The sequence below is a fragment of the Microbacterium xylanilyticum genome, from assembly GCF_054654695.1.
On record NZ_BAAIEN010000002.1, the window covers coordinates 2,403,606 to 2,426,823 of the forward strand.

Consider the following 23,218-nt stretch of genomic DNA (forward strand, 5'->3'; position numbering starts at 1 on the left):
TGCGGGGTAGCCTGGCATCATGATCTCCGCAGCCGAACACTTCGCCGCCAAGCTCGCCTTCGAGACCGACGCCAGCGATGTGCACGCCGCGCGCAAGGCCGGTGAGCGGATCGCCGTCGTCGACGTCCGCAGCGACGAGGCCTGGGCGCAGGGCCGTGTCGTCGACGCGATCCACATGCACTACAGCGAGATCGCCACACGCGCGCCGCAGGAGATCCCCCTGGACACACCGGTCGTCGTGTACTGCTGGAGCCCCGGCTGCAACGCCGGCGACAAGGGCGCCCTCGAGTTCGCCAAGCTGGGCTACGACGTGCGCCTCATGATCGGCGGCTTCGAGTACTGGGCGCGCGAGGGCTATCCCGTCGAGGACGCCGACGGCGTGCACCGGCGGCCGGTCGATCCCCTCACCGGGGTTCCGCGCATCCGCACCCGCGCCTGACACCGCGGCTGTCTCACGCGGAGGTGTCGGTCGAGGAGAAGGGACTCCTGCGACCGGTGCGATGACCTGTCACCGGATCGAGCCAGTCGCCGGTCCCGGTCATCCGATGCCAGCGCTTGTGGAATGCGAGGTCGGTTCCCTCGGCCTCCACGACGGCCGCGCCGCACAGGTCGCAGATGCGCAGGATCACCGCGTCACCATCCGCTGTCGTGATCGAGACGGCCCCCTCCGGGAATAACACGCCCATCGTTCTCCTCCTCGCGCGGGGGCCGACCGTGCACACGGTCCGCACCTGAGAAGACTGCCCTCAGAGTAGCGCTATGCGGAGCGCGCGACGCGCCCACCCGCCGAGACCGGCAGAGCGGAACGTCGGGAAGATCGAAAGAAGGCCCTGGAGCAGCGCTCCAGGGCCTTCTTTCGCGGAACTCCGCTCAGCGGGCGAAGTGGCCGCGGTAGTACTCGTAGACCCAGCCGACGATCGCAACCACGAAGATGGCCAGCGCGATCGGGAAGAGGAACACTCCCACCGCCAGGGCGATCATGCCCACGGCAGCAGCTCCGGCCAGCACGATGGGCCACCAGGACCACGGGCTGAACTCGCCCAGCTCGGGGTCGCCGTCATCGATGTCGCTCGTGAGGATGTCCTCCGGAAGCGTCCCGCCCTGGGCCTTGTGCGTGCGGTCGAGGTAGAACGCGATCATCGCAGCCATGAAGGCCGCGAAGAACAGGGCGACGGTGCCGACCCACTCGATCGCGTTCACGGGCGGCTCGCCGGCGTGAGCGACGAGGTTCCAGGTCGTGTACGTCACGCCCATGAGGACGAAGAAGCCGGTCAGGATCCACCAGATGACGATGTTGTCGCGCATGGGTCAGTGGGCCTTTCCATCGACGGTCACGGCAATCGGGTGCTCCGCGGCCTCCGGGTGGTTGAGGTCGAATGCCGGGCGCTCGCTGCGGATCCGCGGGATCGACGTGAAGTTGTGCCGCGGCGGCGGGCACGACGTCGCCCACTCGAGAGAGGCTCCGTATCCCCACGGGTCGTTCACGGTCACCTTCGGCGCCTTGCGAGCGGTCAGCCACACGTTCAGGAAGAAGGGCAGCATCGAGGCGCCGAGGATGATGGCACCGATCGTGGACACCTGGTTCTCCCAGGTCCAGTTGTCGTAGGCCGAGTAGTCGGCGTAACGACGCGGCATGCCGTCGACGCCCAGCCAGTGCTGGATGAGGAACGTCATGTGGAAGCCGATGAACAGCATCCAGAAGTGCACGTAGCCGAGGCGCTCGTTGAGCATCCGTCCGGTCCACTTCGGCCACCAGAAGTAGAAGCCTGCGAACATCGCGAAGACGACGGTGCCGAACACGACGTAGTGGAAGTGCGCCACGACGAAGTACGAGTCGGACAGGAAGAAGTCCAGCGGCGGGGAGGCCAGGATGACACCGGTCAGACCGCCGAAGACGAACGAGACGAGGAAGCCGAGCGCGAACACCATGGGCGTCTCGAACGTCACCGAACCGCGCCACAGGGTTCCGATCCAGTTGAAGATCTTCACACCGGTGGGAACGGCGATGAGCATCGTCATGAGCGCGAAGAACGGCAGCAGCACACCGCCGGTGACGTACATGTGGTGCGCCCACACGGCCACGGACAGGGCCGCGATCGCGATCGTCGCGTAGACGAGGGTCTTGTACCCGAAGATCGGCTTGCGGCTGAACACCGGGAAGATCTCCGACACGATGCCGAAGAACGGCAGCGCGATGATGTACACCTCGGGGTGACCGAAGAACCAGAACAGGTGCTGCCAGAGGAGCACGCCGCCGTTGGCCGGGTCGTAGATGTGCGCGCCGAGCACGCGGTCCGCAGCTGCGGCCAGCATGGCCGCCGCGAGCACCGGGAAGGCCATCAGGATCAGCAGGCTCGTGATGAGCGTGTTCCACGAGAAGATCGGCATGCGCCACATGGTCATGCCGGGCGCGCGCATGGTGATGACGGTGGTGATGAAGTTCACCGCACCGAGGATCGTGCCGAAACCGGACATGCCGAGGCCGAGCATCCAGAGATTGCCGCCCGCACCCGGGGTGAAGGAGGCACTCGCGAGCGGCTGGTACGCGAACCAGCCGAACGAGGCCGCACCCTGCGGGGTGAGGAAGCCGGCGACCGCGATGGTGGATCCGAACAGGAAGAGCCAGAAGGCGAAGGCGTTCAGACGCGGGAACGCGACGTCCGGAGCACCGATCTGCAGCGGCAGCACCGCGTTCGCGAAGCCCGCGAAGAGCGGCGTCGCGAACATCAGCAGCATGATCGTGCCGTGCATCGTGAACAGCTGGTTGTACTGCTCCTTCGTCGGGATGATCTGCATGCCCGGCGAGAACAGCTCGGCGCGGATGATGAGGGCCATCACACCGCCGAGGAGGAAGAACAGCACCGAGGCGATCAGGTACATGTACCCGATCGTCTTGTGGTCGGTGGAGGTGATCCACTTGACGACGATGTTGCCCTTCTGCTCGACGCGGGTCGAGCTGAGTAGCGCCGCCTGGCGCGGAGGGATCGTCGTCGGACGCGCGCCGACCTCAGACGTGTCGGGAAGAGTGCTCGTCATTCTGCTTACTTCGCTTCCGAGTCGGTCGTGGGCTTCCCGGTGCCGGGGAAGTTGGTGAGGCGGTCATAGGCGTCCGTGATGTCGCCCGTGTTGCCCTCGTCCTTCAGCTTGGTCAGGTAGGCCTGGTACTCGGCGTCGCTGACGACCTTCACGTTGAAGAGCATCATCGAGTGGTACTCGCCGCAGAGCTCGGCGCACTTGCCCTGATAGGTGCCCTCGCGGGTCGGCGTGAAGGACCAGGAGTTGTCCTTGCCGATGTACATGTCCTTCTTGTAGAGGAAGTCGATGATCCAGAAGGAGTGGATCACGTCACGCGATTGCAGCGTGATGTGCACCTTCTTGTTCACCGGCAGGTACAGCGTCGGAAGGGCGGACTGGTCGACGTTGCCGGCCTTGTCGGGCTGAGCCTGGACGCCCATGGTCCACACGGCGTCCGAGTTGTCCTTCTCGGTGCCGTCGTACTGGAAGTCCCAGGCCCACTGCTTGCCGATCGCGGTGATCGACACATCGGGCTTGTCGTACTGGGTCTCGATGATCGTCTGGTCGCGCGCCGTGAAGGCGAACATCCCGAAGATGAGGATCAGCGGCACGATCGTGTAGAAGATCTCGATCGGCATGTTGTAGCGCAGCTGCACCGGAAGGCCGGTCTGGCCCTTGCGGCGGCGGTACGCGATCGCGGCCCAGCCCATGAGGCCCCAGGTGATGAGGCCGACGGCGAGGAGGACGATCCAGGAGTTGACCCAGAGGGACGTGACACGCTCGGTCTGGTTCGTCGCGTGCGAGCCGTCATCGAAGCCGGGCAGGAAACCGCGCTCCATGAGCGGGGTACATCCCGAGAGGGCCACGGCTGCCGCGACTCCCAAGGGGAGTGCGGCCCAACGAAGGCGGCGTTTCGAGGGCACGATGCACCTTTCAGATCACGGACGTGGGCTACCTCAGTCTAGGGCAACCTCACACCCGATTCACGCCATCCACGCAGGTTGGGCGTGGATCGCGCAGGGGTGGGAGAGAGTGATTCCGCGGGTCAGTGGAAGCTGTCGCCGCAGGCGCAGGAGCCCTGCGCGTTGGGGTTGTCGATGGTGAATCCCTGCTCCGAGATGGTGTCCTTGAAGTCGATCGAGGCGCCGTCGAGATACGGCACGCTCATGTTGTCGACGATCACTTCGACACCGTCGAAATCGACGGTGGCGTCGCCTTCGAGATAGCGCTCGTCGAAGTAGAGCTGGTAGATCAGGCCGGAGCAGCCGCCGGGCTGCACGGCGACGCGCAGGCGGAGGTCGTCGCGGCCCTCCTGCTCCAGCAGGCTCTTCACCTTGGCCGCAGCGGCGTCGGTGAGCTTCACACCGTGCGCGGTGGTGGTCTCGGGGGTAAGGGTGATGTCGCTCATGTCGCTCCTTGGATCGGCCGTGCGTCGGCACGGTTTCCGTCCCTCGATTCTACCGCCGCGGACACGGGTGGCATCGAGTCAGAGCGTGATCTCGTTCATCCGCGTCAGCAGCAGCGCCTCCGTCGCCACCGCGTGCCGGAACGTCTCCAGGTGCAGCGACTCGTTCGGGCTGTGCGCGCGCGCGTGCGGGTCCTCGACGCCGGTGACCAGGATCTCTGCGCCCGGGAAGCGCTCGACGAGATCGGCGATGAACGGGATGGATCCCCCGACGCCGAGGTCGACCGGCTCCTTGCCGTAGCCGTCCGCCATCGCCCCGCGCGCCAGGCCCACGGCCCAGCCGGTGGTGTCGACGAGGAAGGGGTTGCCGAGGTCCAGGTCGGAGAAGGCGAGTTCGGCGCCGAACGGCGCGTGCGCCCGCAGGTGCGCTTCGAGCGCCGCGTAGGCATCCTCGGCGCTCTGCCCCGGAGCGATGCGGCAGCTGAGCACGACCGTGGTCTCCGGGGCGAGCGTGTTGGACGCAGCCGCGACCGGGGTCGCGTCGATGCCGATCACGGTCACGGACGGCTTGTTCCAGATGCGGCTGAGGATGGTGCCGTCGCCGATCGGCGAGACGCCGGGGAGCAGTCCGGTCTCCTCCCGCAGCGTGGCCTCGCTGTACTGCGGGTTCTCCGCGTCGCGCACCGCGAGCCCCTCGACCGCGACGGAGCCGTTCTCGTCCCAGAGCGTGTCGAGCAGGCGGATCGTGGCGAGCATGGCGTCGGGAACCGCTCCCCCGAACATGCCCGAGTGCGAGGCGTGGTCGAGGGTGCGCACGGTCAGCGTGAACCGCACGGCGCCGCGCAGGGAGACGGTGAGCCCCGGCGTGGCGGAGTCCCAGTTGCCCGAGTCGGCGACGACGATCGCGTCGGCGCGGAGGGCGTCCTCGTTGTCGGTGAGGAACTGGGCGAAGGAGCGCGAGCCGTACTCCTCCTCCCCCTCGATGAACATCGCGATACCCAGATCCAGGTCGTCGCCGAGCGCCTCCGCGACCGCGCGGATGGACGCGATGTGCGCCATGATGCCGGCCTTGTCGTCGGCGGCGCCGCGCCCGTAGAGCCGGCCATCGCGCACCGTCGGCTCGAACGGCGGCGTCTCCCACAGCTCCTCGGATCCCGGAGGCTGCACGTCGTGGTGCGCGTAGAGCAGGATCGTCGGCTTGCCGTTGCGGGCCGCGCGGCGCGCGAGCACGGCGGGCTGGCCCACTTCGTCGGTGCCCGGGATCGCGGAGCGGAGCACGCGCACGCTGTCGAACACGCCCGTGCCCTCGGCGAGCTCGGCGACCGCGGCCGCGCTGCGCACCAGCTGGGTCTGATCGAACGCCGGCCAGGCGATGCCGGGGATGCGGACGAGGTCTCCGAGGTCGCTCAGCGCGGCCGGGATCCCGGTGGAGACGGCGGCGGCGACGGCGGCTTCGACGTCACCGGGTGCGGTGACCGAGGAGGAGGGAGAAGTCATGCAGGTAATCTTAGAGAACACCCGTTTTCGCCTTCCCCGACACCCAGGAGCCTTCGTGCCCAGCACTCCCACCCCCGCACCCGACGACGCCTCCGCAGAGGCGACGAGTGGCAAGGGACGCCGCACCCCGACGCGCGCGGAGCAGGAAGCCGCTCGGCGTCGTCCGCTGGTGCCGGACACCAAGGAGGCCAAGGCACAGGCGCGCGCCGAGCTGCGGCAGCGTCAGGAGCGCCAGCGCATCGGCATGGCGAACGGCGAGGAGAAGTACCTGCCGGTCCGCGATCGCGGCCCGCAGCGCCGCTGGGTGCGCGACTACGTCGACGCCGGCTGGCACGTCAGCGAGTGGATCATGGCCCTCATGGTCGTCGTGATCATCGTGTCCCTGATCCCGAACACCCTCGTGGCCTACTGGGCGTTCATCGGCCTGTGGGGCTTCATCGCGATCGCCATCATCGACATGGTCTTCCTCGGGATCCGGGTGAACCGCCGGATCGCCGAGAAGTTCGGCAAGGACAAGCGCGAGCGCGGCCTGGCGTGGTACGCCGCCATGCGCTCCCTGCAGATGCGCTTCATGCGCCTGCCGAAGCCGCAGGTCAAGCGCGGCGAGTACCCGGCCTGATCCCGGATCCTCCGACCGACGAGAAGATCCCGGCGCGCACGAGGCGCCCGGGATCTTCCTTCGTCTGGGCGGCGCTCCGCGCCCGCGATTCAGCGCGCGTGAAGGCCCGCGCGGATCTGCCGCGCCCACAGCGGTCCGCGGTACAGGAACGCCGTGTAGCCCTGCACCAGCGTGGCGCCGGCCTCGAGGCGCTCCCGCACCTCGGCGCCCGTCTCGACACCGCCGACCGAGATGACGCAGAAGTCGGCCGGGACTGCGGCGCGCACGAGGCGCAGCACGGCGAGCGAGCGCTCCTTGAGCGGCGCGCCGGAGAGCCCGCCCTCCCCTGCCGCGGCCACCTTCGCGGGATCCGTGATCAGGCCGTCGCGCGAGATCGTGGTGTTGGTGGCGATCAGTCCGTCGAGCCCCTCGGCGACCGCCAGCTCGGCGATCGCGGTGACCTCGTCGTCGGGCAGGTCGGGGGCGATCTTGACCAGCAGCGGCGTGGCGCCGGCGGCGGCCTTCACGGCCCGCAGCAGCGGCGCGAGCGTCTCCACGGCCTGCAGTCCGCGCAGCCCGGGCGTGTTCGGCGAAGACACGTTGATCGCCAGGTAGTCGGCGAGCGACGCGAGCCGCACCGCCGAAGCGACGTAGTCGGCGGTCGCGTCCTCGACGGCCACCACCCGGCTCTTGCCGATGTTGACGCCGATCACCGCCGCGGGGCGACGACGACGCAGCTTCCAGAGGCGCTTCTCGGCAGCCTCGGCACCGGCGTTGTTGAACCCCATGCGGTTGATGACGGCGCGATCGGGGATGAGCCGGAACAGGCGGGGCTTCGGGTTGCCCGGCTGCGGGATCGCGGTGATGGTGCCCACCTCAACGTGCCCGAAGCCCAGGGCGGACAGGCCGCGCACGCCGACCGCGTTCTTGTCGAAGCCGGCCGCGATGCCGAACGGCGTCGGGAAGGTGAGGCCGAGCGCCTTCACCTCGTCGCCCGGCGAGGGACGCGTCAGCGCCCGCGCGATCCAGGAGAACGGAGGCACGCCGAGGATGCGCACCACGACCATGCCGGCGTGGTGTGCGAACTCCGGGTCGAAGCGCGCGAGGACGAGGCGGAAGAGCAGCGCATACATCCCTGCCAGGGTACCGGTCGACAGCCGTGGCTCCGGACCGCGCTTCGCCGCTCGGACCCGGTCAGAGCTCGGTCTGCTCCGCCGCGGCGTGGTGGTCGGCGCGGAGCTCGGCGATCGATGCCTCGAAGTCCTCCAGGGAGTCGAACGCCTGGTAGACGCTGGCGAAGCGGAGGTAGGCGACCTCGTCCAGATCCCGCAGCGGGCCCAGGATCGCCAGGCCGATCTCGTTCGTGTCGAGCTGCGAGACGCCGGTCTGGCGCACCGCCTCCTCGACCCGCTGGGCGAGGATCGCCAGATCCGCCTCGGTGACCGGTCGTCCCTGGCACGCCTTGCGCACGCCGGCGATCACCTTCTCGCGGCTGAACGGCTCCATCACACCGCTTCGCTTGATCACGTTCAGGCTCGCGGTCTCGGTGGTGGTGAACCGCCCGCCGCACTCCGGGCACTGGCGACGTCGGCGGATCGACAGCCCGTCATCGCTCGTGCGGGAGTCGATGACGCGGGAGTCCGGATGACGGCAGAACGGGCAGTGCATTGCAGAAAGCCTACGCCCCGGTGGCCGCAGCGGGCTCCGCCACCGATGCGAAGCGCGCCTCGATCGCCTCGCCGTGTGCGGGGAGGGCCTCGGACTCTGCCAGCGCGACGATGCTGCGCCGCACCTCCGCGAGAGCGGCACGGTCGTACTCGACGACCTGCTGGGGGCGCAGGAACGTGTACGCGCCGAGACCCGGCGCGTAGCGCGCCTGACCTCCGGTGGGCAAGACGTGATTGCTCCCGGCGAGGTAGTCGCCGAGGCTCACCGGGCTGTCCTCGCCGACGAAGACGGCGCCCGCGCTCGTGAACAGGTCGGCTGCCTCCGCGGCGTCCTGCAGGTGCAGTTCGAGGTGCTCCGGCGCGTAGGCGTTGCTGAACGCGACGGCTGCCGCGCGGTCCTCGACGAGCACCACCGCCGACTGGGGGCCGGCGAGGGCCGCCTGCACACGCTCGCGGTGGCGCGTCGTCTCGGCGCGCGCGGCGACTCGCTCGAGCACGGCCTCCGCAAGCGCTGCGGAATCGGTGACGAGCACGGCCGAGGCCTGCTCGTCGTGCTCGGCCTGGCTGATGAGGTCGGCGGCGACGAGCTCCGGATCCGCGGTGTCGTCCGCGACGACGAGGATCTCGGTCGCGCCCGCCTCGGAGTCGGTGCCGACGACGCCCGCGACCGCGCGCTTCGCAGAGGCGACGAAGTTGTTGCCGGGGCCCGTGACGACGTCGACGGGCTCGAGGCCGAGCGAATCGACGCCCCAGGCGAAGGCGCCGATCGCGCCTGCACCGCCCATCGCGTACACCTCGTCCACGCCGAGCAGGGCCGCTGCGGCCAGGATCGTCGGGTGCACGCGGTCGCCCTCCTGCTGCTGCGGCGGCGAGGCCAGAGCGATGCTGCCGACTCCGGCGACCTGGGCGGGCACGACGTTCATGATGACACTCGAGGGGTAGACCGCTTTGCCACCGGGAATATAGACGCCCGCGCGTCCGACCGGCTGCCACCGCTGCCGGATGCGCGCACCCGGACCGATCTCGGTGACGGCTGGCGCGGGAACCTGCGCCTCGGACGCGCGGCGCACGCGCGCGATGGCCTTCTCGATCGCTTCGCGGATCGCCGGGTCCAGGTTCGCGAGCGCCTCGTCGAGGTGTTCCCGCGGGACGCGGATCGCGTGCCCGGTGACGCGGTCGAAGCGCTCCGCCTGCTCGCGCAGAGCCTCCTCGCCACGGACGCGGACGTCCTCGACGATCGCGGTCGCGGTCGCCAGCGCCTCGGCGCGCGCGGCCGTGGCACGGGGCGCCGCGGCCAGCATCTCGGCGGTGGAGAGGGAGCGTCCCCTCAGGTCGATCGTCTGCATGCGTCCTCAGCCTCGGGTCATGTTGTCGGTGTCGTGCAGGTAGCCGACGCGGCCGTCGTCGTGCCGCACGACGAAGGCTCCGCCGCGATCCTCGAGAACAAGGATCCACGCATCGGGCCCGATCGTGAAAATCTCATCGCCTCGCGCGTCATGAACGGGGCGGACGTCAGGCGCCAGCGCCCAGAACGGCTGCGCCTGGCCGGAAGGCGGTGCGGCCGCATCGCCACCCTCGACGACGTCGACGGCGTGCGTGGCGACGTCGTCCGTCGGTGACGGCAGGAGCAGGTCGCCGAGCACCTCGGTCATGGTGTCCGACAGGTCGCGGGGCGTGGAGGGCGCATCGCCGGACGGGGCGGCCTCGTCCTGCGCCGCGCGGTCGGCGACGGTGTCGTCGTCCTCCGACGGGCCGGCGGACTCGATCGTCGGCACGGACCCCGACGACGTGGCGCTGCGCCGGGCCTCGGCGCGGGTGGTCGGCTCGTCCTCGGAGGACGCCTGCGGAACGGCCTCCGCCGCGACGTCGGGGATCGCGATGGTGGGGGCATCCGCCGCCGGCGGCGCCTCGGACGCGGCCGAGCCGGCCGGCGAGTCGGAAGCCGGCTCGGCGGCCCTGCTGAGCGTGCCGACGACCGTCGCGCCGGAGCCGTCGGAACTCTCGCCCGCCGCAAGGAACGACTCGCGGTGGTGGTCGGGCACGTATCCGGCAGCACCCGGGACCGCCGCACCCGTCGCGCCACCGGAGAGGTGCGCGTCCGCAGCGACCTCGTTCTCGTGCAGCAGCCCGGGGTCGACGTCGTCCTCGTTCTGCGGGTCGGAGACGCTCCCCCGCGCGCGCACCGGGCGAGGGCGGGTGAATACGGGACGCACGGGGTTCGCGTTGCGGTGCGCCAGAGTCTCGGTGCGGCCCTCGAAGTCGTCCCGGATCCCGGGAACGAGCGCCGCGAACACCGTGGCCACGACCAGGCCCAGCAGGCAGAGGATCTCCAGCCACAGCGGCCAGGTGGCGAGCGCGCTGCGGCGCAGCACGGCGACGAAGTCGAGCTGCTGCCACAGCAGCACCGTCCAGCTGACCAGGGCGACGCTGAAGGCTACGGACGCGAACTGATCGATGCCGAGAGACCCCACCCGACGGATGCCGTCCGGCGACAGGCGGCGCAGCACCACGAGGAACACGGCGGCCGTGGGCACGCCGATCGTCAGGATCCAGGCGCCGTTCATGGCCCACACCGTCGCCGAGCCGTCGCGGACGATCGCGGCGCTGGGCACGAACGACACCACGAACGCGACCAGCCACAGCCCGACGATGATCAGCTCGCGCAGCGTGAAGCCGAAGTAGCCCTCCTGGGGCGCGGCCGCCGGAAGGGAGTCGTCCTGTGCCGTCTCATCGGCGCTGGCCTCGGGGGTCGATGTCGGGCTCTCTTCGCCCTGCATCATCGCAGCGAAGGGGACGTCGCCGGTCATCAGTGCTTCCTTTCGTCGTGCGGCCGTCTGAGGGTCGGCCGTCGAACGGGACCCGATACTACCCGGCGGGATTGCACACCTCCTGAGCGGACTCCGTACGGGGAAGCGCCCCCCGACAGCCCGGGCGGGTCGGACTCAGCCCAGGCACTGCGGGCCGAGCAGCGACTTCAGGTCGCCGAACAGATCCGCGGTGACGGTCACCGGAAGCGGCACCTCGAACACCTTCGCACGGCCGCCCCGATGCATCTTCAGCATGACCTCGGTCTCGCCCGCATGGCGGCGCAGCACGTCCGCCAGATCCTCGATCACACGCTCGGTGGCGCGCTGCTCCGGCACCAGCAGGGACAGCGGTCCCGCCGCGTCGAACGCCCCCACATCGGGCGTGAACGCCGACTGCGCATGCAGGTTCATGCCGTCATCGCGCCGCGAGATCCGTCCGCGCACAGCGAGGATCGCGTCCTGCTGCAGCATGCTCTGGAACTCCAGATACGTCTTGCCCATGAACATGATCGTGATCTCGCCGTGGAAGTCCTCGACCGTGATCATGCCGTAGGGGTTGCCGCTGGCCTTGGCGACGCGATGCTGCACGCTGGTCACGAGGCCCGCGACCGTGACCTGGTCGCCGTCCTGCAGGTCCTCCGACTCGAGCAGGTTGTTGATCGCGATCGACGCATGCTTGGCCAACGGCACCTCGAGGCCGGCCAGAGGATGATCCGACACGTACAGGCCGAGCATGTCGCGTTCGAAGGCGAGCTTGTCCTTCTTCGTCCACTCGGGCCGGTTCGGCACCTTCGGCGGCGCGACCTCCTCCACCTCGTCGTAGAGGCTGTCGAAGTCGAATCCGATCGCCCCCTGCGCCTCGTTGCGTTTCTGGTCGACCGCGGCCTCGACAGCGTCCTCGTGGATCTCGACGAGCGCACGGCGCGTGTCGCCCATCGAGTCGAAGGCGCCGGCCTTGATCAGCGATTCGACGGTGCGCTTGTTCGCGACGTGCAGCGGCACCTTCTTGAGGAAGTCGTGGAAGGAGGTGAAGTTCTCCTTCTGCCGCGCCTGCACGATGCCCTCGACGACGTTGGATCCCACGTTGCGCACAGCGCCGAGGCCGAAGCGGATGTCCTCCCCGACGGCCGCGAAGAAGTTGATCGACTCGCGCACGTCGGGCGGGAGCACCTTGATGCCCATGCGACGGCACTCGTTGAGATACAGCGCCATCTTGTCCTTGGAGTCGCCGACGCTGGTCAGCAGCGCCGCCATGTACTCGGCGGGATAATGCGCCTTGAGGTAGGCCGTCCAGTACGAGATCACGCCGTAAGCCGCGGAGTGGGCTTTGTTGAAGGCGTAGTCGGAGAACGGCAGCAGGATCTCCCACAGCGCGTTCACGGCGCCGTCGGAGTAGCCGTTCGCGTGCATGCCCGCCTGGAAGCCCTCGAACTGCTTGTCCAGCTCGGACTTCTTCTTCTTGCCCATCGCACGGCGGAGGATGTCTGCCTGACCGAGCGAGAAGCCGGCCACGCGCTGGGCGATCGCCATGACCTGCTCCTGGTAGATGATGAGGCCGTAGCTCTCCTCCAGGATGTCCTTGAGCGACTCCTCGAACTCGGGATGGATCGGTGTGATCTCCTGCAGGCCGTTCTTGCGCAGCGCGTAGTTCGTGTGCGAGTTCGCACCCATGGGGCCGGGGCGGTACAGCGCGATGAGCGCCGAGATGTCGCCGAAGTTGTCCGGCTTCATGAGCCGCATGAGCGCCCGCATCGGGCCGCCGTCGAGCTGGAACACCCCCAGAGAGTCGCCGCGCGCGAGCAGATCGTACGAGGCGCGGTCGTCGAGGGCCAGGTCCTCGAGGACGAGCTCCTCGCCCCGGTTCATCCGGATGTTGGCGAGCGCGTCGGAGATGATCGTGAGGTTGCGCAGCCCCAGGAAGTCCATCTTGATGAGGCCGAGCGACTCGCACGAGGGGTAGTCGAACTGCGTGACGATCTGGCCGTCCTGCTCGCGCTTCATGATCGGGATGATGTCGATCAGGGGATGCGAGGACATGATCACGCCTGCTGCATGCACGCCCCACTGGCGCTTCAGGTTCTCCAGCCCGAGCGCGGTGTCGAAGACCGTCTTCGCCTCCGGATCCGACTCGATCACGGCGCGGAACTCGCTGGCCTCCTTGTACCGCGGGTGCTCCGGGTTGAACATGCCGTCCAGCGGCATGTCCTTGCCCATCACCGCGGGCGGCATGGCCTTGGTGAGCTTCTCCCCCATGCTGAACGGGAAGCCGAGCACGCGCCCGGCGTCCTTCAGCGCCTGCTTGGCCTTGATGGTGCCGTAGGTGACGATCTGGGCGACGCGCTCGTCGCCGTACTTCTCGGTGACGTACTGGATCACCTCGCCACGGCGGCGGTCGTCGAAGTCGACGTCGAAGTCGGGCATCGAGACACGGTCCGGGTTGAGGAAGCGCTCGAAGATGAGGCCGTGCTCGAGCGGATCGAGGTCGGTGATCCTCATCGCGTAGGCCGCCATGGATCCGGCGCCGGAGCCACGGCCGGGGCCGACGCGCACGCCGTTGTCCTTGGCCCAGTTGATGAAGTCCGCGACGACGAGGAAGTAGCCGGGGAAGCCCATGGACGAGATGACCTCGACCTCGTAGTCCGCCTGCTTGCGCACCGCGTCCGGGATCCCGTTCGGGTACCGGAAGTGCAGGCCCTTCTCGACCTCCTTGATGAACCAGCTCTCCTCGGTCTCCCCCGGCGGCACGGGGAATCGCGGCATGAAGTTCGCGCTCGTGTTGAACGACACGTCGCAGCGCTCCGCGATGAGCAGCGTGTTGTCGCACGCCTCCGGGTTGTCGCGGAAGATCTGGCGCATCTCCGCCGCCGACTTCACGTAGTAGCCGTCGCCGTCGAACTTGAACCGGTTCGGGTCGGCCAGAGTGGACCCCGACTGGACGCAGAGCAGCGCCTCATGGCTCTTCGCGTCGTGCTGATGCGTGTAGTGCAGGTCGTTCGTGCCGACGAGCGGGATGCCGAGGTCCTTCGCGATCCGCAGCAGGTCTCCGGTGACCCGCCGCTCGATCTCCAGTCCGTGGTCCATGATCTCGGCGAAGTAGTTCTCCTTGCCGAAGATGTCCTGGAACTCGGCGGCCGCCGCCCGCGCCGCGTCGTACTGTCCGAGGCGCAGCCGGGTCTGGATCTCGCCGGACGGGCAGCCGGTCGTCGCGATCAGGCCCTTGGAGTACTTCTGCAGGATCTCCCGGTCCATGCGGGGCTTGAAGTAGTACCCCTCGAGACTCGAGATCGACGAGAGGCGGAACAGGTTGTGCATGCCCTCGGTCGTCTCGGAGAGCAGTGTCATGTGCGTGTACGCACCGGATCCCGACACGTCGTCGCTGCGCTGCTCCGGCGTTCCCCACTGCACGCGGGACTTGTCACTGCGGTGCGTTCCGGGGGTGACGTACGCCTCGATGCCGATGATGGGCTTGACGCCCGCGGCCTGCGCCGCCTTGTAGAACTCGAAGGCCGCGAACGTGTTGCCGTGGTCGGTGACGGCGACCGCGGGCATGCCCTGCGCGACGGCCTCCTGCACGAGCGGCTGGATGCGCGCAGCCCCGTCCAGCATCGAGTACTCGCTGTGCACGTGCAGGTGGACGAAGGAGTCTGATGCCATGCCTCGAGTCTACTTTTCGGGGTGGGACATCGAGGCCTCCTGTGCACTCACAGATAGCCTGGATCCATGAGCACCCCCGACTTCGTCGTCGCCCTGCGCGAGCACATCGGCCACGCACCACTGAACCTCGTCGGCGTGACTGCGATCGTCTTCCGCGACGAGAAGGTCCTGCTCGGCAAGCGGGCCGACAACGGCGCCTGGCAGGCGATCTCGGGCATCGTCGAGCCCGGCGAGGAGCCGGCGGACACCGCCGTGCGGGAGAGTCTCGAAGAGGCCGGCGTGACTGTGAAGGTCGAGCGCCTCGCGCTGGTGCAGCAGCTCCCCCGCATCACCTACGCCAACGGCGACCAGGTCGACTATCTCGACCTGGTGTTCCGCTGCGCGTGGGTCTCGGGCGAGCCGCACCCGGCCGACGGGGAGCTGACCGAGATCGGCTTCTACGATCTGGCCGCGATGGGCGATGTCGACGACGACCACGTGCGCAGGATCGCCCTGGCCGTAGCCGAGGACGATCCCGCGCACTTCCGCGGCGGTCGGCCGCCGAAGAGCTGACCTCTACTCAGCCCGAAGTTTCACTGAGTCGGGAAGCGCGTCGACGACGGTGGTTGCGACCCGTTTGATGCGGTCGGGCAGGTCACCTGCCACGCTCGGGCCGGCCTCGCTGTCCGTGAACTGCGTGATGTATCCCTGTTCCGTGTCGATGACCAGGGACTCCGGTCTGTCATGCACCGTGTCGAGGTAGGACAGAGTCACCCGCGCACCTTCGGTGCTTTCGACCTCGAAGCCGGGGATCAACGCGATCGCACGGAAGAAGGCGGCACGGAGATCCGGCGGCATCAGGTTCACTGATGCTGGGTCCTCGAGGCTCGCGACCAGCCAGGCGTCCGCTTCCTTCCCTGCCATTCCCGAGCGCCCGCGCAGCCAGTCGAGAAGAGCCGCCGGGTCGCGTGGCATCTCTGCGTAGAACGGACGATAGTGGTCCCACGTCCGATCCGCCTCAGGGGGCGCACCGTCCTTCCCCCTGGGAAGCCCCGCGGGCACGGTCCAGACTTCTCCGCTCACCCAAAACGGCTCCTGGTGAGATTGCACCCAGTCCTGGGCTGCTTTCTCCCCCTGCGAGCCGAACGTTCGCCCGATGCTCTGCGGTTCGATGACGTGATACCAGTCCCCGGCCCGATCAGCAGGTACGTACAGGACCCGAGGTTCGCGGACTTCGAACGCCGCGTCAGCATCCCGACGCCATGCATTGAAGGCGAGCTCGCGGGAACTCGTTCCTTGATCCGACGGGGTCTTCCAGTACTGCATGGACTCTCCCGTCTCTTCGATCTTCAGATACTGACCTGGCTTGAGCGTCGTGTCGATCGCGTTGATCGTCACATCGGCCGCCTTGTTCAGCATCTCCGCTGCGGATGCGTTGGGCGCAGCGGGCGGAGTCAGGACCGAACCCACCACGATCGCCGTCGCCGCGGCGCCCACGACGAGTCCTCCGATGCCGATCCCGGCCCAGCGCCGGCGGCGCGTGCGCACCGGATCCTGCGCCCGACGGTCCTGCGCGATCTTGCGGATCAGAGCGGTCCGCGCGGTCCGGATCGTGTCCTCCTCGAGGTGCGCCTCGGCGGCGCCGAGCTCACGCACCTGTTCCATAAGCGGCATCGTTCTCCTCCTTCGCTATCCAGGTCAGCCGGGTCGCGGAGTGCGATCCCGGCGGTGCGAGCTTGCGACAGACCCGGTTGAGCCGGGAGCGCACGGTTCCCACCGGCACGCCCAGCGCCTCGGCGATCTGCTCGTAGGTCAGATCGGCCCAGGCGTACAGCAGCAGCGCGTCGCGATCGCGGGCGTGCAGTGCCTCGATGCGAGGCACCAGCGCACGCACCGCGGCGTCCGCATCGAGGGGGTCGTCCGCGGTTGCATGAGCGTGATTCGCGTGTTCCGCGGAACCGGCCGAAGCCTGGAACGAGCGCCACTGACGAGCCTCAGCGGCGCGATGGCTCTTCACCACCCGGGTCGCGATGCCGAGCAGCCACGGCAGCGCCGAGTCCACGCTCGGGTCGAAGGACGACCGCCGCTGGAACGCGATGAGGAACGTCTCACTCAGGGCATCATCGACGGCGTCTGCGCCCACTCGCCGCCGGATGTACCCGCCGACGGGTCGGACATGCCGCTCGAAGATCTCCGAGAACGCCTCGGGTCGCTCGAGCGATCGCCTGATGATGTCGCTGTCTGTGCTCACAACAGGTATTGCCTGTGCCTGCGGATCCGGTTCACACTTCCTCGGATTGCAGATCCCGCCGCATCAGCACGCGGGGGAAGCCGTTGATCACGGATCCGGTGTCGGCGGCCTTCGTGAAACCGGCCGCCTCGAACAGGGCGCGGGTGCCGACGTACGCCATGGTCAGGTCCACCTTCGCGCCGCGGTTGTCGACCGGATACGCCTCGATGGCGGGAGCGCCGTACTCGCGGGCGAAGGCGACCGCACCGTCGATGAGCGTGTGGGTGATGCCCTGCTTGCGATACCCCGGCCGCACGCGCAGGCACCACAGCGACCACACATCCAGGTCATCGACCTCCGGGATCAGCCGGTTGCGCGCGAAGGACGTGTCCCGCCGCGGGTGCACGGCGGCCCAGCCGACCGGCTCGTCGTCGAGGTACGCGATCACCCCGGGAGGCGGATCCTCGGCGCAGAGGCCGCGGACGCGCTCCGCCCGAGCCTCCCCGCGCAGCGCTTGGCTCTCCTTGCTCGGGATGCGGTAGCTCAGGCAGAAGCACGACTGCGACGTCGGGTTCTTCGGCCCCACGAGAGTGGCGACATCCTCGAAGACCGTCGCCGGCCGCACTTCGATGCTCATGCACCCAGTCTGCCCCGAGGGACGGACATCACGGTTCGACGATGCGCTGATCGGTGTTCGTGTAGCTGATCGAGTCGGCCACCGTTCCGACGAGCCCCATCGTGACGCGGAGGAGCCCCGGCGCGACGTCGTCGAGCGGCGGCGGCGTGTCGGTGCCGAGCGTGAGGGAGCGGCCGTCCTGCGTGGTGGCGGTGATCGAGCCGAGATAGACGCTCACGTGCCCCTTCAGCGTCATCGTGTCGGCGTTCGTCACCAGCCCCGCCTTGTCCGGCGGGCGCACGGTGAGCGAGAAGCCGCTGATCGTGATCGAATCGGCGGAGATCTTCAGGGTGCGCACCGTGCCGCCGTCGACCGTGGGCACATCGACGATCGCGATGCCGCTCAGCCCCGTGAACGACAGCCCCTGGGAACCCATCGACGCGGGCGTCCTGGTGAAGATCGGAGCGCCGTCATCCTTCGCGGCCACCACGGGGGTCGGTGCCGGCGTCGGCGAGCCAGGGGCCGCGGGCGTCGTCGCACCCGGCGACGATGGCGCGCCCGGCACGGCCGGAAGCCCCGGCGTGATGCTCCCGGGGGCGCCCGGCACCGAGGTGGAGGTGGGCGTGGGCGTCGGCGTGGGACTCGGGGAAGGGCACCACAGCAGCGGGATGCACAGGGCTGCCGGCCGCGACGTCGGCTGCAGCAGCGCCCAGTGTCATCGGAGTGAGCAGCGCGAGGACCGCGAGCGCCACCGCACCTGCGCGGCGCGATCCGATCACGACACGCCCTCCTCTGCCACGGAGTCCGCTTCACGGGCGCGCGGCCCCGTCCAGGCCACGACGAGCACCGCCCCGGTGCCGGCGAGCAGCATCCCGACGATGAATCCGCCGAGGTTCACTCCGATCAGCGAATAGATCGCCATGACGAGCGCCAGGATCCCGTAGAACACGTGATGCGCGGGCATCAGGACCGCGAGGATCCCGAGCAGCAGCAGGGCGATCGGGATGATCGTCGCCTGCAGGCCCTCGATCCCGAGCTGCACGTGCAGGTGCCCGATGTCGAGCTGACCCGAGAAGAACATCTCCACGCCCCCGAGCGCGACCAGGAGGCCGCCCACGAACGGGCGCTGCCGGCGCCAATGGCGGAAGCCCCGCGTCCTCGACTCCGGCGCAGGCGCCTCTCCGGACTGCTCGGCGAGGACGGACGGTTCGGCCGCGGGTCGGACGGGCCGCATCGCGCCGTTCCCGGCGTCCCTACGCCCGCGTCGCGCGGATCCGCGCTCGTCCGTCTCGTCGGTCATCGCAGCGTCGTTCCTCAGAAGCATCCCTGCGAACCGTCCGTCAGCTCCAGCGTCATGCCCGTGAGCGTGAACACCGAGGCCTGAGTGCTCCAGGCCGTCTGCTGCAGGTTCTTGATGGAGACCGTGTCGGCGTCCTGAGCGAAGTCGCCAGCGGTGCCCTTCGCCTCGGTGTTGACCGTCGACGCGTCGACGCCGATGCGGATCGCGCCGAACGAGGCGTCGCCCTTCAGGCCGGTCATGCCGATCTGCAGATCGCTCGCGGACGCGGGGTTGCCGTTGCCGCCGGCCTTGATGAGAACGCCGACCTTGCCGAGCGGGGTGTCGGTGATGACGGACTGGCACAGATCCGCCAGCGTCGCGCTCTTGATGTTCGCGATCGCGACCGTGTGCTCCTTGCCCTCCGTGTCCTTCGCGACACCCGCGTACTGCGAGAACCCGGAGCCCTCCAGCTGTGACGCGCTGATCTGGAACTGGCTCCCCGACACCGCGAACGACACTGGGACGGCGCCCTGGGCGACGCCGCCCATGAGTGCGGCGGCCACGACCCCCGCGGGGATCGCGACGAGCGCGATGCGGCCCGCGTGCGATGCGCCGAGCTTGCGGACACGGTCGGTCTTCGGGAACTTCATCGATCCTCCTCCAGTGCGCCGGCTGCTGTGGCGGCGCTCACCTGTTCGAGTATATTGCTCATTGACTCCGAGTCAACACGGCACGCCCGCCTGCGCCGCGCCGCTAGGCTCGGAGGCATGCCCGAGGAGCGACGTGCCCGCCTGACACCTGATGAGCGCCGCGCGCAGCTGATCGCGACCGGCGTCAACTTCCTCGCGGACCATTCGCTCGACGAGCTGACGATGGACGTGCTGGCGCAGCGCGCCGGCGTCTCCCGCCCGCTGCTGTTCCACTACTTCGACACGCGCCGGGGGATGCAGCTCGCCGTCGTCACCATGGCGCGGGACAGTCTGCTGCGCGCCTCCGAGCCGCGCGAGGATCTCGAGCCCCGGGAGCGGATCCGCGACACGCTGCTGCGCATCACGGAGTTCGTGAGCCAGCACCAGGGGACCTTCCACTCCCTCGTCCGCGGCGTCGCGAGCGGCGACCCCGCGGCGCGCCGCGTCGTCGACGAATCGCGAGACTTGAACGCCCAGCGGCTGATCGACGCGTTCACCGAGCTCGGCACCCCCGACACGCCGGCGCTGCGGGTCGCGATGCGGGCGTGGGTCTCGTTCACCGAGGAGACCCTGATCAGCCTCGTCATCGACCGGGACGAGGATCCGGAGCGCGTCGTGCGATTCCTCGAGGCGACTCTGGACGGCGTGGTCGCCGCAACCGCCGAACTGCCTCTCTGAGCGACACGCCGCTCCTGACCGTCCCGTCCGGAGGCTCCGGTCAGGCCTCCCCGCGCAGAACGTCGAGCGCGTGCTGGAAGTCGGCCGGGTACGGCGACTCGGTCTGGACCCACTCGCCCGTGATGGGGTGCGCGAATCCCAGCCGGTGCGCGTGCAGCCACTGCCGCGTGAGACCGAGCCGTGCGGAGAGCGTCGGGTCGGCGCCGTAGAGCGGGTCCCCGACGCAGGGGTGACGATGAGCGGCCATGTGCACGCGGATCTGGTGCGTGCGTCCCGTCTCCAGATGGATCTCCAGCAGCGAAGCGCCGGGGAACGCCTCGAGAGTCTCGTAGTGGGTGACCGACGGCTTGCCGTCAGGGATCACCGCGAACTTCCAGGGATGGTTCGGGTGGCGCCCGATCGGCGCGTCGATCGTTCCGGCGAGCGGATCCGGATGACCTTGCACGACGGCGTGGTACACCTTGTCGACGGTGCGCTCCTTGAAGGCGCGCTTGAGCGCGGAGTACGCGGCCTCGGTCTTGGCGACCACCATCAGCCCGCTCGTCCCGACGTCGAGCCGGTGCACGACGCCCTGACGCTCGGGAGCGCCGCTCGTCGCGATGCGGAAACCCGCTGCGGCGAGAGCGCCGACGACCGTGGGTCCCTCCCATCCGAGCGACGGGTGCGCGGCGACGCCCGTGGGCTTGTCGACGACGACGATGTCGTCGTCGTCGTACACGATGCCGAGCTCGGGGACCGCGATCGGCTCGATGCGCGGCTCCTGCTTGGGCGTCCACTCGACGTCGAGCCAGCCACCGGCGCGCAGCCGGTCGGATTTGCCGAGAGTGACGCCGTCGAGCGTCACTCCCCCGGCCTCGGCGACCTCGGCTGCGAACGTCCGCGAGAAGCCCAGCATCTTGGCCAGGGCCGCGTCGACACGGACGCCGTCCAGTCCGTCCGGGACCGGAAGAGCCCGGGACTCCACTGTCAGTTCCCCGTCTCGGTGGGGTGCGGCTGGGCGGACTCCGGGGCGTCGGAGGCGTCCGTCCCTTCGGTCGGCTCGTGCTCCCCGTCCGGCTTGGCGTGGTCGCGCTCACGGGATCCGTCGAGGCGGAGCCCCGAGATGATCAGCAGCGCGATGGAGATCATCCCCGTGACGATGAAGATGTCCGCAACGTTGAAGATGGCCGGCAGCATCCACGGCATGGAGATCATGTCGACGACGTGTCCGACGGGGAAGCCGGGCTCGCGGAAGACGCGATCCGAGAGGTTCCCGAGCACCCCGCCCAGGAGCGCACCGAGCACGACCGCCCACAGGCGGGAACGGACGGAGAACGACTTCCAGACGATCACGCAGGCGACGACGGCCAGCGCGATCGTGAAGATCCAGGTGTAGCCCGCGCCGATCGAGAACGCCGCTCCGGAATTGCGGATGGAGAACAGCTGCAGGAAGTCCCCGAGGACGGGGACCACCTTCTGCTCCGGAAGGCGCGTGATGGTGAGGTACTTCACAAACTGGTCGGCGGCCAGCACGAGCACTGCGAGGATCGCAATGATCGCGCCGGCCGCCGAACCAGGAAGCGGTTGACGCCGGGCCAACGGGGCTCCTTACTGCGCGGAGGCGTCCCCGGCGGGGCCGCCCTTCTCGTCGAGGTCGCGGAGCTGACCCTCGATGTAGCTGCGCAGCTGGGTGCGGTAGGAGCGCTCGAAGTCGTGGAGCTCGGCGATCTTGCTCTCGAGCACGTTGCGCTCGCGCTCAAGGCGCGCGGTCTCCTCGCGCGACTTCTGCTCGGCCTCGGCGACGATCTTCGAAGCCTGAGCCTTGGCATCGGCGATGAGCTGGTCGCGCTGCGACTTGCCCTCGGCGACGTGCTCGTCGTGAAGGCGCTGCGCGAGCTTGATGATGCCTGCGGTCGCGGCAGCGGGAGCCCCGCCCTCTGCTGCCGGCGCAGCAGCTGCGGGAGCCTCGGCGACCGGAGCCGCCGCCTTCTCCCCCGACTCGTAGGCGGCCAGCTTGGCCTTCAGCTCGGCGTTCTCGTCGAGCGCCTTGCGCCACTCGAGCACGACCTCGTCGAGGAAGTCGTCGACCTCGTCCGGGTCGAAGCCGTCCTTGAATCGGACGTGCTGGAACTGCTTGGTGACGACGTCATCCGGGGTCAGTGCCATTGGTGGCTCCTCTTTCGATGAGTTCTCGGTGGCCGGTGGACACGAGGCGCCCGCCTCGCAGCCGGCACCTTCTGAAAAGCATAGCCGTCTGAAACCTGCGCCGCGAAGGCGGACCGGCTCAGGCGCATGCGGTGGAGGGTCAGAGGAAGGATCGCGTGATCGACAGCAGGATCAGCACCACGATCATCGTGAGCGTGAGACCCATGTCGAACGCGACGGGTCCGATCCTCAGCGGAGGAATGAGGCGTCGGAACATCCTGACCGGTGGATCCGTGATGGTGTAGACGATCTCGGCCGCGATCAGGCCGGCGCCGCGCGGGCGCCAGGATCGGTTGAAGACCGGGATCCATTCCAGGATCACGCGCACGAACAGCGTGAGCAGGTACAGCAGCAGCAGGATGTTGAGGATCGCTGCGATCACGGAGATCGCGGGCGCCACCACCACGTGTCAGGAGTGCGCGAGCGCGGGCTCGTCGCCCCCGGCGATACCACCCTGGCCCGAGACCGCGATGCTCTCCGGCGACAGCAGGAAGACCTTGCTGGTCACGCGCTCGATCCGGCCGTAGAGGCCGAGGGAGAGCCCGCTCGCGAAGTCGATCAGACGACGGGCGTCGGCGTCGCTCATCTGCGAGAGGTTGATGATCACGGGGATGCCGTCGCGGAAGCTCTCTGCGATGACCTGCGCGTCACGGTACTGCTTCGGGTGCACCGTGAGGATCTCGTTCACCGCACCCGCGGAGGGCTGGCGCACCGCGGTGGGGCGACGGAGCGGCGTCACCGGCGCGGCCTTGACCTCCTCGCGCTCGCGACGGACCTCCTCGCGACGGGCGGGCTCGTGCTCCTGGCGCGCGCCGTGCGAGGCGGGAACGTCCTCGTAGACCTCTTCCTCATCGGCGAGGCCGAGGTACACCATGGTCTTCTTCAGCGGGTTCCCCATCGTGTCCTCCGAACGTGTAGGG

Annotated in this window: 27 protein-coding genes; 4 read left to right on the forward strand and 23 right to left on the reverse strand. The window is 68.8% G+C overall.

Going from position 1 to position 23,218, the window contains the following annotated elements; genetic code table 11:
- Window positions 1-19 precede the first annotated feature (19 nt).
- Complete coding sequence (locus tag ACYQ1L_RS12135; protein WP_460004365.1) at window positions 20-439, forward strand: rhodanese-like domain-containing protein; 420 nt, start codon at window positions 20-22, stop codon at window positions 437-439.
- Window positions 440-452: 13 nt separating this feature from the next.
- Here ACYQ1L_RS12135 and ACYQ1L_RS12140 read toward each other — a convergent pair whose 3' ends face one another.
- The 6 genes from ACYQ1L_RS12140 to ACYQ1L_RS12165 form a co-directional block, all read right to left on the reverse strand.
- Window positions 453-686: a histidine ammonia-lyase gene (locus ACYQ1L_RS12140; protein WP_460004366.1), complete on the reverse strand. Its 234-nt coding sequence runs from the start codon at window positions 684-686 to the stop codon at window positions 453-455.
- A gap of 184 nt (window positions 687-870) precedes the next feature.
- Window positions 871-1,305, reverse strand: coding sequence for an aa3-type cytochrome oxidase subunit IV (ctaF, locus tag ACYQ1L_RS12145; RefSeq protein WP_460004367.1), 435 nt, complete (start codon window positions 1,303-1,305; stop codon window positions 871-873).
- A 3-nt stretch (window positions 1,306-1,308) separates the two neighbouring features.
- Window positions 1,309-3,036, reverse strand: coding sequence for an aa3-type cytochrome oxidase subunit I (gene ctaD, locus ACYQ1L_RS12150; RefSeq protein ID WP_460004368.1), 1,728 nt, complete (start codon window positions 3,034-3,036; stop codon window positions 1,309-1,311).
- A 5-nt stretch (window positions 3,037-3,041) separates the two neighbouring features.
- A complete protein-coding gene (gene ctaC / locus ACYQ1L_RS12155) occupies window positions 3,042-3,938 on the reverse strand; it encodes an aa3-type cytochrome oxidase subunit II (RefSeq protein ID WP_159575691.1) in 897 nt (298 codons plus the stop codon).
- A 122-nt stretch (window positions 3,939-4,060) separates the two neighbouring features.
- Window positions 4,061-4,423, reverse strand: coding sequence for an iron-sulfur cluster insertion protein ErpA (gene erpA / locus ACYQ1L_RS12160; RefSeq protein ID WP_159575690.1), 363 nt, complete (start codon window positions 4,421-4,423; stop codon window positions 4,061-4,063).
- A 78-nt stretch (window positions 4,424-4,501) separates the two neighbouring features.
- On the reverse strand, window positions 4,502-5,917 hold the full coding sequence (locus ACYQ1L_RS12165) for a dipeptidase (RefSeq protein ID WP_460004369.1): 1,416 nt from the start codon (window positions 5,915-5,917) through the stop codon (window positions 4,502-4,504).
- 55 nt (window positions 5,918-5,972) lie between these two features.
- Here ACYQ1L_RS12165 and ACYQ1L_RS12170 point away from each other — a divergent pair, with 55 nt between their 5' ends.
- Window positions 5,973-6,536, forward strand: a complete 564-nt coding sequence (locus ACYQ1L_RS12170) for a DUF3043 domain-containing protein (protein ID WP_460004370.1) — start codon at window positions 5,973-5,975, stop codon at window positions 6,534-6,536.
- Window positions 6,537-6,625: 89 nt separating this feature from the next.
- Here ACYQ1L_RS12170 and ACYQ1L_RS12175 read toward each other — a convergent pair whose 3' ends face one another.
- The 5 genes from ACYQ1L_RS12175 to dnaE form a co-directional block, all read right to left on the reverse strand.
- On the reverse strand, window positions 6,626-7,648 hold the full coding sequence (locus ACYQ1L_RS12175; protein WP_460004371.1) for a quinone-dependent dihydroorotate dehydrogenase: 1,023 nt from the start codon (window positions 7,646-7,648) through the stop codon (window positions 6,626-6,628).
- A 61-nt stretch (window positions 7,649-7,709) separates the two neighbouring features.
- Window positions 7,710-8,183 carry a transcriptional regulator NrdR gene (nrdR, locus tag ACYQ1L_RS12180; RefSeq protein ID WP_460004372.1) on the reverse strand — a complete coding sequence of 158 codons (474 nt, stop codon included), beginning with the start codon at window positions 8,181-8,183 and terminating at the stop codon, window positions 7,710-7,712.
- Between the two features lie 10 nt (window positions 8,184-8,193).
- The gene (hisD, locus tag ACYQ1L_RS12185) at window positions 8,194-9,528 is read right to left on the reverse strand and encodes a histidinol dehydrogenase (protein WP_460004373.1); all 1,335 of its coding nucleotides are present in this window, start codon (window positions 9,526-9,528) and stop codon (window positions 8,194-8,196) included.
- A gap of 6 nt (window positions 9,529-9,534) precedes the next feature.
- Entirely contained in the window at window positions 9,535-10,989 is a 1,455-nt protein-coding gene (locus tag ACYQ1L_RS12190) for a hypothetical protein (RefSeq protein WP_460004374.1), read from the reverse strand.
- 135 nt (window positions 10,990-11,124) lie between these two features.
- Window positions 11,125-14,643, reverse strand: coding sequence for a DNA polymerase III subunit alpha (gene dnaE / locus ACYQ1L_RS12195; protein WP_460004375.1), 3,519 nt, complete (start codon window positions 14,641-14,643; stop codon window positions 11,125-11,127).
- A 66-nt stretch (window positions 14,644-14,709) separates the two neighbouring features.
- Between dnaE and ACYQ1L_RS12200 the strand changes: the two genes are divergently transcribed.
- Window positions 14,710-15,195, forward strand: coding sequence for an NUDIX hydrolase (locus tag ACYQ1L_RS12200; protein ID WP_460004376.1), 486 nt, complete (start codon window positions 14,710-14,712; stop codon window positions 15,193-15,195).
- A gap of 3 nt (window positions 15,196-15,198) precedes the next feature.
- Here ACYQ1L_RS12200 and ACYQ1L_RS12205 read toward each other — a convergent pair whose 3' ends face one another.
- The 7 genes from ACYQ1L_RS12205 to ACYQ1L_RS12235 form a co-directional block, all read right to left on the reverse strand.
- On the reverse strand, window positions 15,199-16,119 hold the full coding sequence (locus ACYQ1L_RS12205) for a hypothetical protein (protein ID WP_460004377.1): 921 nt from the start codon (window positions 16,117-16,119) through the stop codon (window positions 15,199-15,201).
- A 151-nt stretch (window positions 16,120-16,270) separates the two neighbouring features.
- Window positions 16,271-16,873 carry an RNA polymerase sigma factor gene (locus tag ACYQ1L_RS12210; protein WP_460004378.1) on the reverse strand — a complete coding sequence of 201 codons (603 nt, stop codon included), beginning with the start codon at window positions 16,871-16,873 and terminating at the stop codon, window positions 16,271-16,273.
- A 31-nt stretch (window positions 16,874-16,904) separates the two neighbouring features.
- On the reverse strand, window positions 16,905-17,489 hold the full coding sequence (locus tag ACYQ1L_RS12215; protein ID WP_460004379.1) for a GNAT family N-acetyltransferase: 585 nt from the start codon (window positions 17,487-17,489) through the stop codon (window positions 16,905-16,907).
- A gap of 28 nt (window positions 17,490-17,517) precedes the next feature.
- Window positions 17,518-17,955: a hypothetical protein gene (locus ACYQ1L_RS12220; RefSeq protein ID WP_460004380.1), complete on the reverse strand. Its 438-nt coding sequence runs from the start codon at window positions 17,953-17,955 to the stop codon at window positions 17,518-17,520.
- Window positions 17,939-18,247, reverse strand: a complete 309-nt coding sequence (locus ACYQ1L_RS12225) for a hypothetical protein (RefSeq protein WP_460004381.1) — start codon at window positions 18,245-18,247, stop codon at window positions 17,939-17,941. Before ACYQ1L_RS12225 ends, ACYQ1L_RS12220 begins: the two co-directional genes overlap by 17 nt.
- Window positions 18,244-18,768 (reverse strand): DUF6114 domain-containing protein, encoded by a 525-nt coding sequence (locus ACYQ1L_RS12230; RefSeq protein ID WP_460004382.1) that lies wholly within the window; start codon window positions 18,766-18,768, stop codon window positions 18,244-18,246. Before ACYQ1L_RS12230 ends, ACYQ1L_RS12225 begins: the two co-directional genes overlap by 4 nt.
- Before the next feature lie 14 nt (window positions 18,769-18,782).
- Window positions 18,783-19,397, reverse strand: a complete 615-nt coding sequence (locus ACYQ1L_RS12235) for a DUF6230 family protein (protein ID WP_460004383.1) — start codon at window positions 19,395-19,397, stop codon at window positions 18,783-18,785.
- A 117-nt stretch (window positions 19,398-19,514) separates the two neighbouring features.
- Between ACYQ1L_RS12235 and ACYQ1L_RS12240 the strand changes: the two genes are divergently transcribed.
- Window positions 19,515-20,114, forward strand: a complete 600-nt coding sequence (locus ACYQ1L_RS12240; RefSeq protein ID WP_460004384.1) for a TetR/AcrR family transcriptional regulator — start codon at window positions 19,515-19,517, stop codon at window positions 20,112-20,114.
- Between the two features lie 40 nt (window positions 20,115-20,154).
- Here ACYQ1L_RS12240 and ACYQ1L_RS12245 read toward each other — a convergent pair whose 3' ends face one another.
- The 5 genes from ACYQ1L_RS12245 to ACYQ1L_RS12265 all read right to left on the reverse strand — a co-directional run bounded on the left by ACYQ1L_RS12245 (window position 20,155) and on the right by ACYQ1L_RS12265 (window position 23,196).
- Window positions 20,155-21,078 carry an RluA family pseudouridine synthase gene (locus ACYQ1L_RS12245; protein ID WP_460004385.1) on the reverse strand — a complete coding sequence of 308 codons (924 nt, stop codon included), beginning with the start codon at window positions 21,076-21,078 and terminating at the stop codon, window positions 20,155-20,157.
- 2 nt (window positions 21,079-21,080) lie between these two features.
- A complete protein-coding gene (gene lspA / locus ACYQ1L_RS12250; RefSeq protein WP_460004386.1) occupies window positions 21,081-21,692 on the reverse strand; it encodes a signal peptidase II in 612 nt (203 codons plus the stop codon).
- 9 nt (window positions 21,693-21,701) lie between these two features.
- Window positions 21,702-22,259 carry a DivIVA domain-containing protein gene (locus tag ACYQ1L_RS12255; RefSeq protein WP_460004387.1) on the reverse strand — a complete coding sequence of 186 codons (558 nt, stop codon included), beginning with the start codon at window positions 22,257-22,259 and terminating at the stop codon, window positions 21,702-21,704.
- 139 nt (window positions 22,260-22,398) lie between these two features.
- On the reverse strand, window positions 22,399-22,704 hold the full coding sequence (locus tag ACYQ1L_RS12260) for a YggT family protein (RefSeq protein WP_460004388.1): 306 nt from the start codon (window positions 22,702-22,704) through the stop codon (window positions 22,399-22,401).
- 3 nt (window positions 22,705-22,707) lie between these two features.
- Window positions 22,708-23,196: a cell division protein SepF gene (locus tag ACYQ1L_RS12265; protein ID WP_159575672.1), complete on the reverse strand. Its 489-nt coding sequence runs from the start codon at window positions 23,194-23,196 to the stop codon at window positions 22,708-22,710.
- Window positions 23,197-23,218 lie beyond the last annotated feature (22 nt).

What these genes read in the sequence shown, in the direction of transcription:
- ACYQ1L_RS12190 (WP_460004374.1), bottom strand. Translation starts at nt 10,989, where the DNA reads ATGACCGGCGACGTCCCCTTCGCTGCGATGATGCAGGGCGAAGAGAGC.
- ctaD (WP_460004368.1), bottom strand. Translation starts at nt 3,036, where the DNA reads ATGACGAGCACTCTTCCCGACACGTCTGAGGTCGGCGCGCGTCCGACG.
- ACYQ1L_RS12240 (WP_460004384.1), top strand. Translation starts at nt 19,515, where the DNA reads ATGCCCGAGGAGCGACGTGCCCGCCTGACACCTGATGAGCGCCGCGCG.
- ACYQ1L_RS12215 (WP_460004379.1), bottom strand. Translation starts at nt 17,489, where the DNA reads ATGAGCATCGAAGTGCGGCCGGCGACGGTCTTCGAGGATGTCGCCACT.
- ACYQ1L_RS12175 (WP_460004371.1), bottom strand. Translation starts at nt 7,648, where the DNA reads ATGTATGCGCTGCTCTTCCGCCTCGTCCTCGCGCGCTTCGACCCGGAG.
- dnaE (WP_460004375.1), bottom strand. Translation starts at nt 14,643, where the DNA reads ATGGCATCAGACTCCTTCGTCCACCTGCACGTGCACAGCGAGTACTCG.
- ACYQ1L_RS12135 (WP_460004365.1), top strand. Translation starts at nt 20, where the DNA reads ATGATCTCCGCAGCCGAACACTTCGCCGCCAAGCTCGCCTTCGAGACC.
- ACYQ1L_RS12165 (WP_460004369.1), bottom strand. Translation starts at nt 5,917, where the DNA reads ATGACTTCTCCCTCCTCCTCGGTCACCGCACCCGGTGACGTCGAAGCC.
- hisD (WP_460004373.1), bottom strand. Translation starts at nt 9,528, where the DNA reads ATGCAGACGATCGACCTGAGGGGACGCTCCCTCTCCACCGCCGAGATG.
- ACYQ1L_RS12140 (WP_460004366.1), bottom strand. Translation starts at nt 686, where the DNA reads ATGGGCGTGTTATTCCCGGAGGGGGCCGTCTCGATCACGACAGCGGAT.
- ctaF (WP_460004367.1), bottom strand. Translation starts at nt 1,305, where the DNA reads ATGCGCGACAACATCGTCATCTGGTGGATCCTGACCGGCTTCTTCGTC.
- erpA (WP_159575690.1), bottom strand. Translation starts at nt 4,423, where the DNA reads ATGAGCGACATCACCCTTACCCCCGAGACCACCACCGCGCACGGTGTG.
- ACYQ1L_RS12230 (WP_460004382.1), bottom strand. Translation starts at nt 18,768, where the DNA reads ATGACCGACGAGACGGACGAGCGCGGATCCGCGCGACGCGGGCGTAGG.
- ACYQ1L_RS12200 (WP_460004376.1), top strand. Translation starts at nt 14,710, where the DNA reads ATGAGCACCCCCGACTTCGTCGTCGCCCTGCGCGAGCACATCGGCCAC.
- ACYQ1L_RS12255 (WP_460004387.1), bottom strand. Translation starts at nt 22,259, where the DNA reads ATGGCACTGACCCCGGATGACGTCGTCACCAAGCAGTTCCAGCACGTC.
- nrdR (WP_460004372.1), bottom strand. Translation starts at nt 8,183, where the DNA reads ATGCACTGCCCGTTCTGCCGTCATCCGGACTCCCGCGTCATCGACTCC.
- ACYQ1L_RS12265 (WP_159575672.1), bottom strand. Translation starts at nt 23,196, where the DNA reads ATGGGGAACCCGCTGAAGAAGACCATGGTGTACCTCGGCCTCGCCGAT.
- ACYQ1L_RS12235 (WP_460004383.1), bottom strand. Translation starts at nt 19,397, where the DNA reads ATGAAGTTCCCGAAGACCGACCGTGTCCGCAAGCTCGGCGCATCGCAC.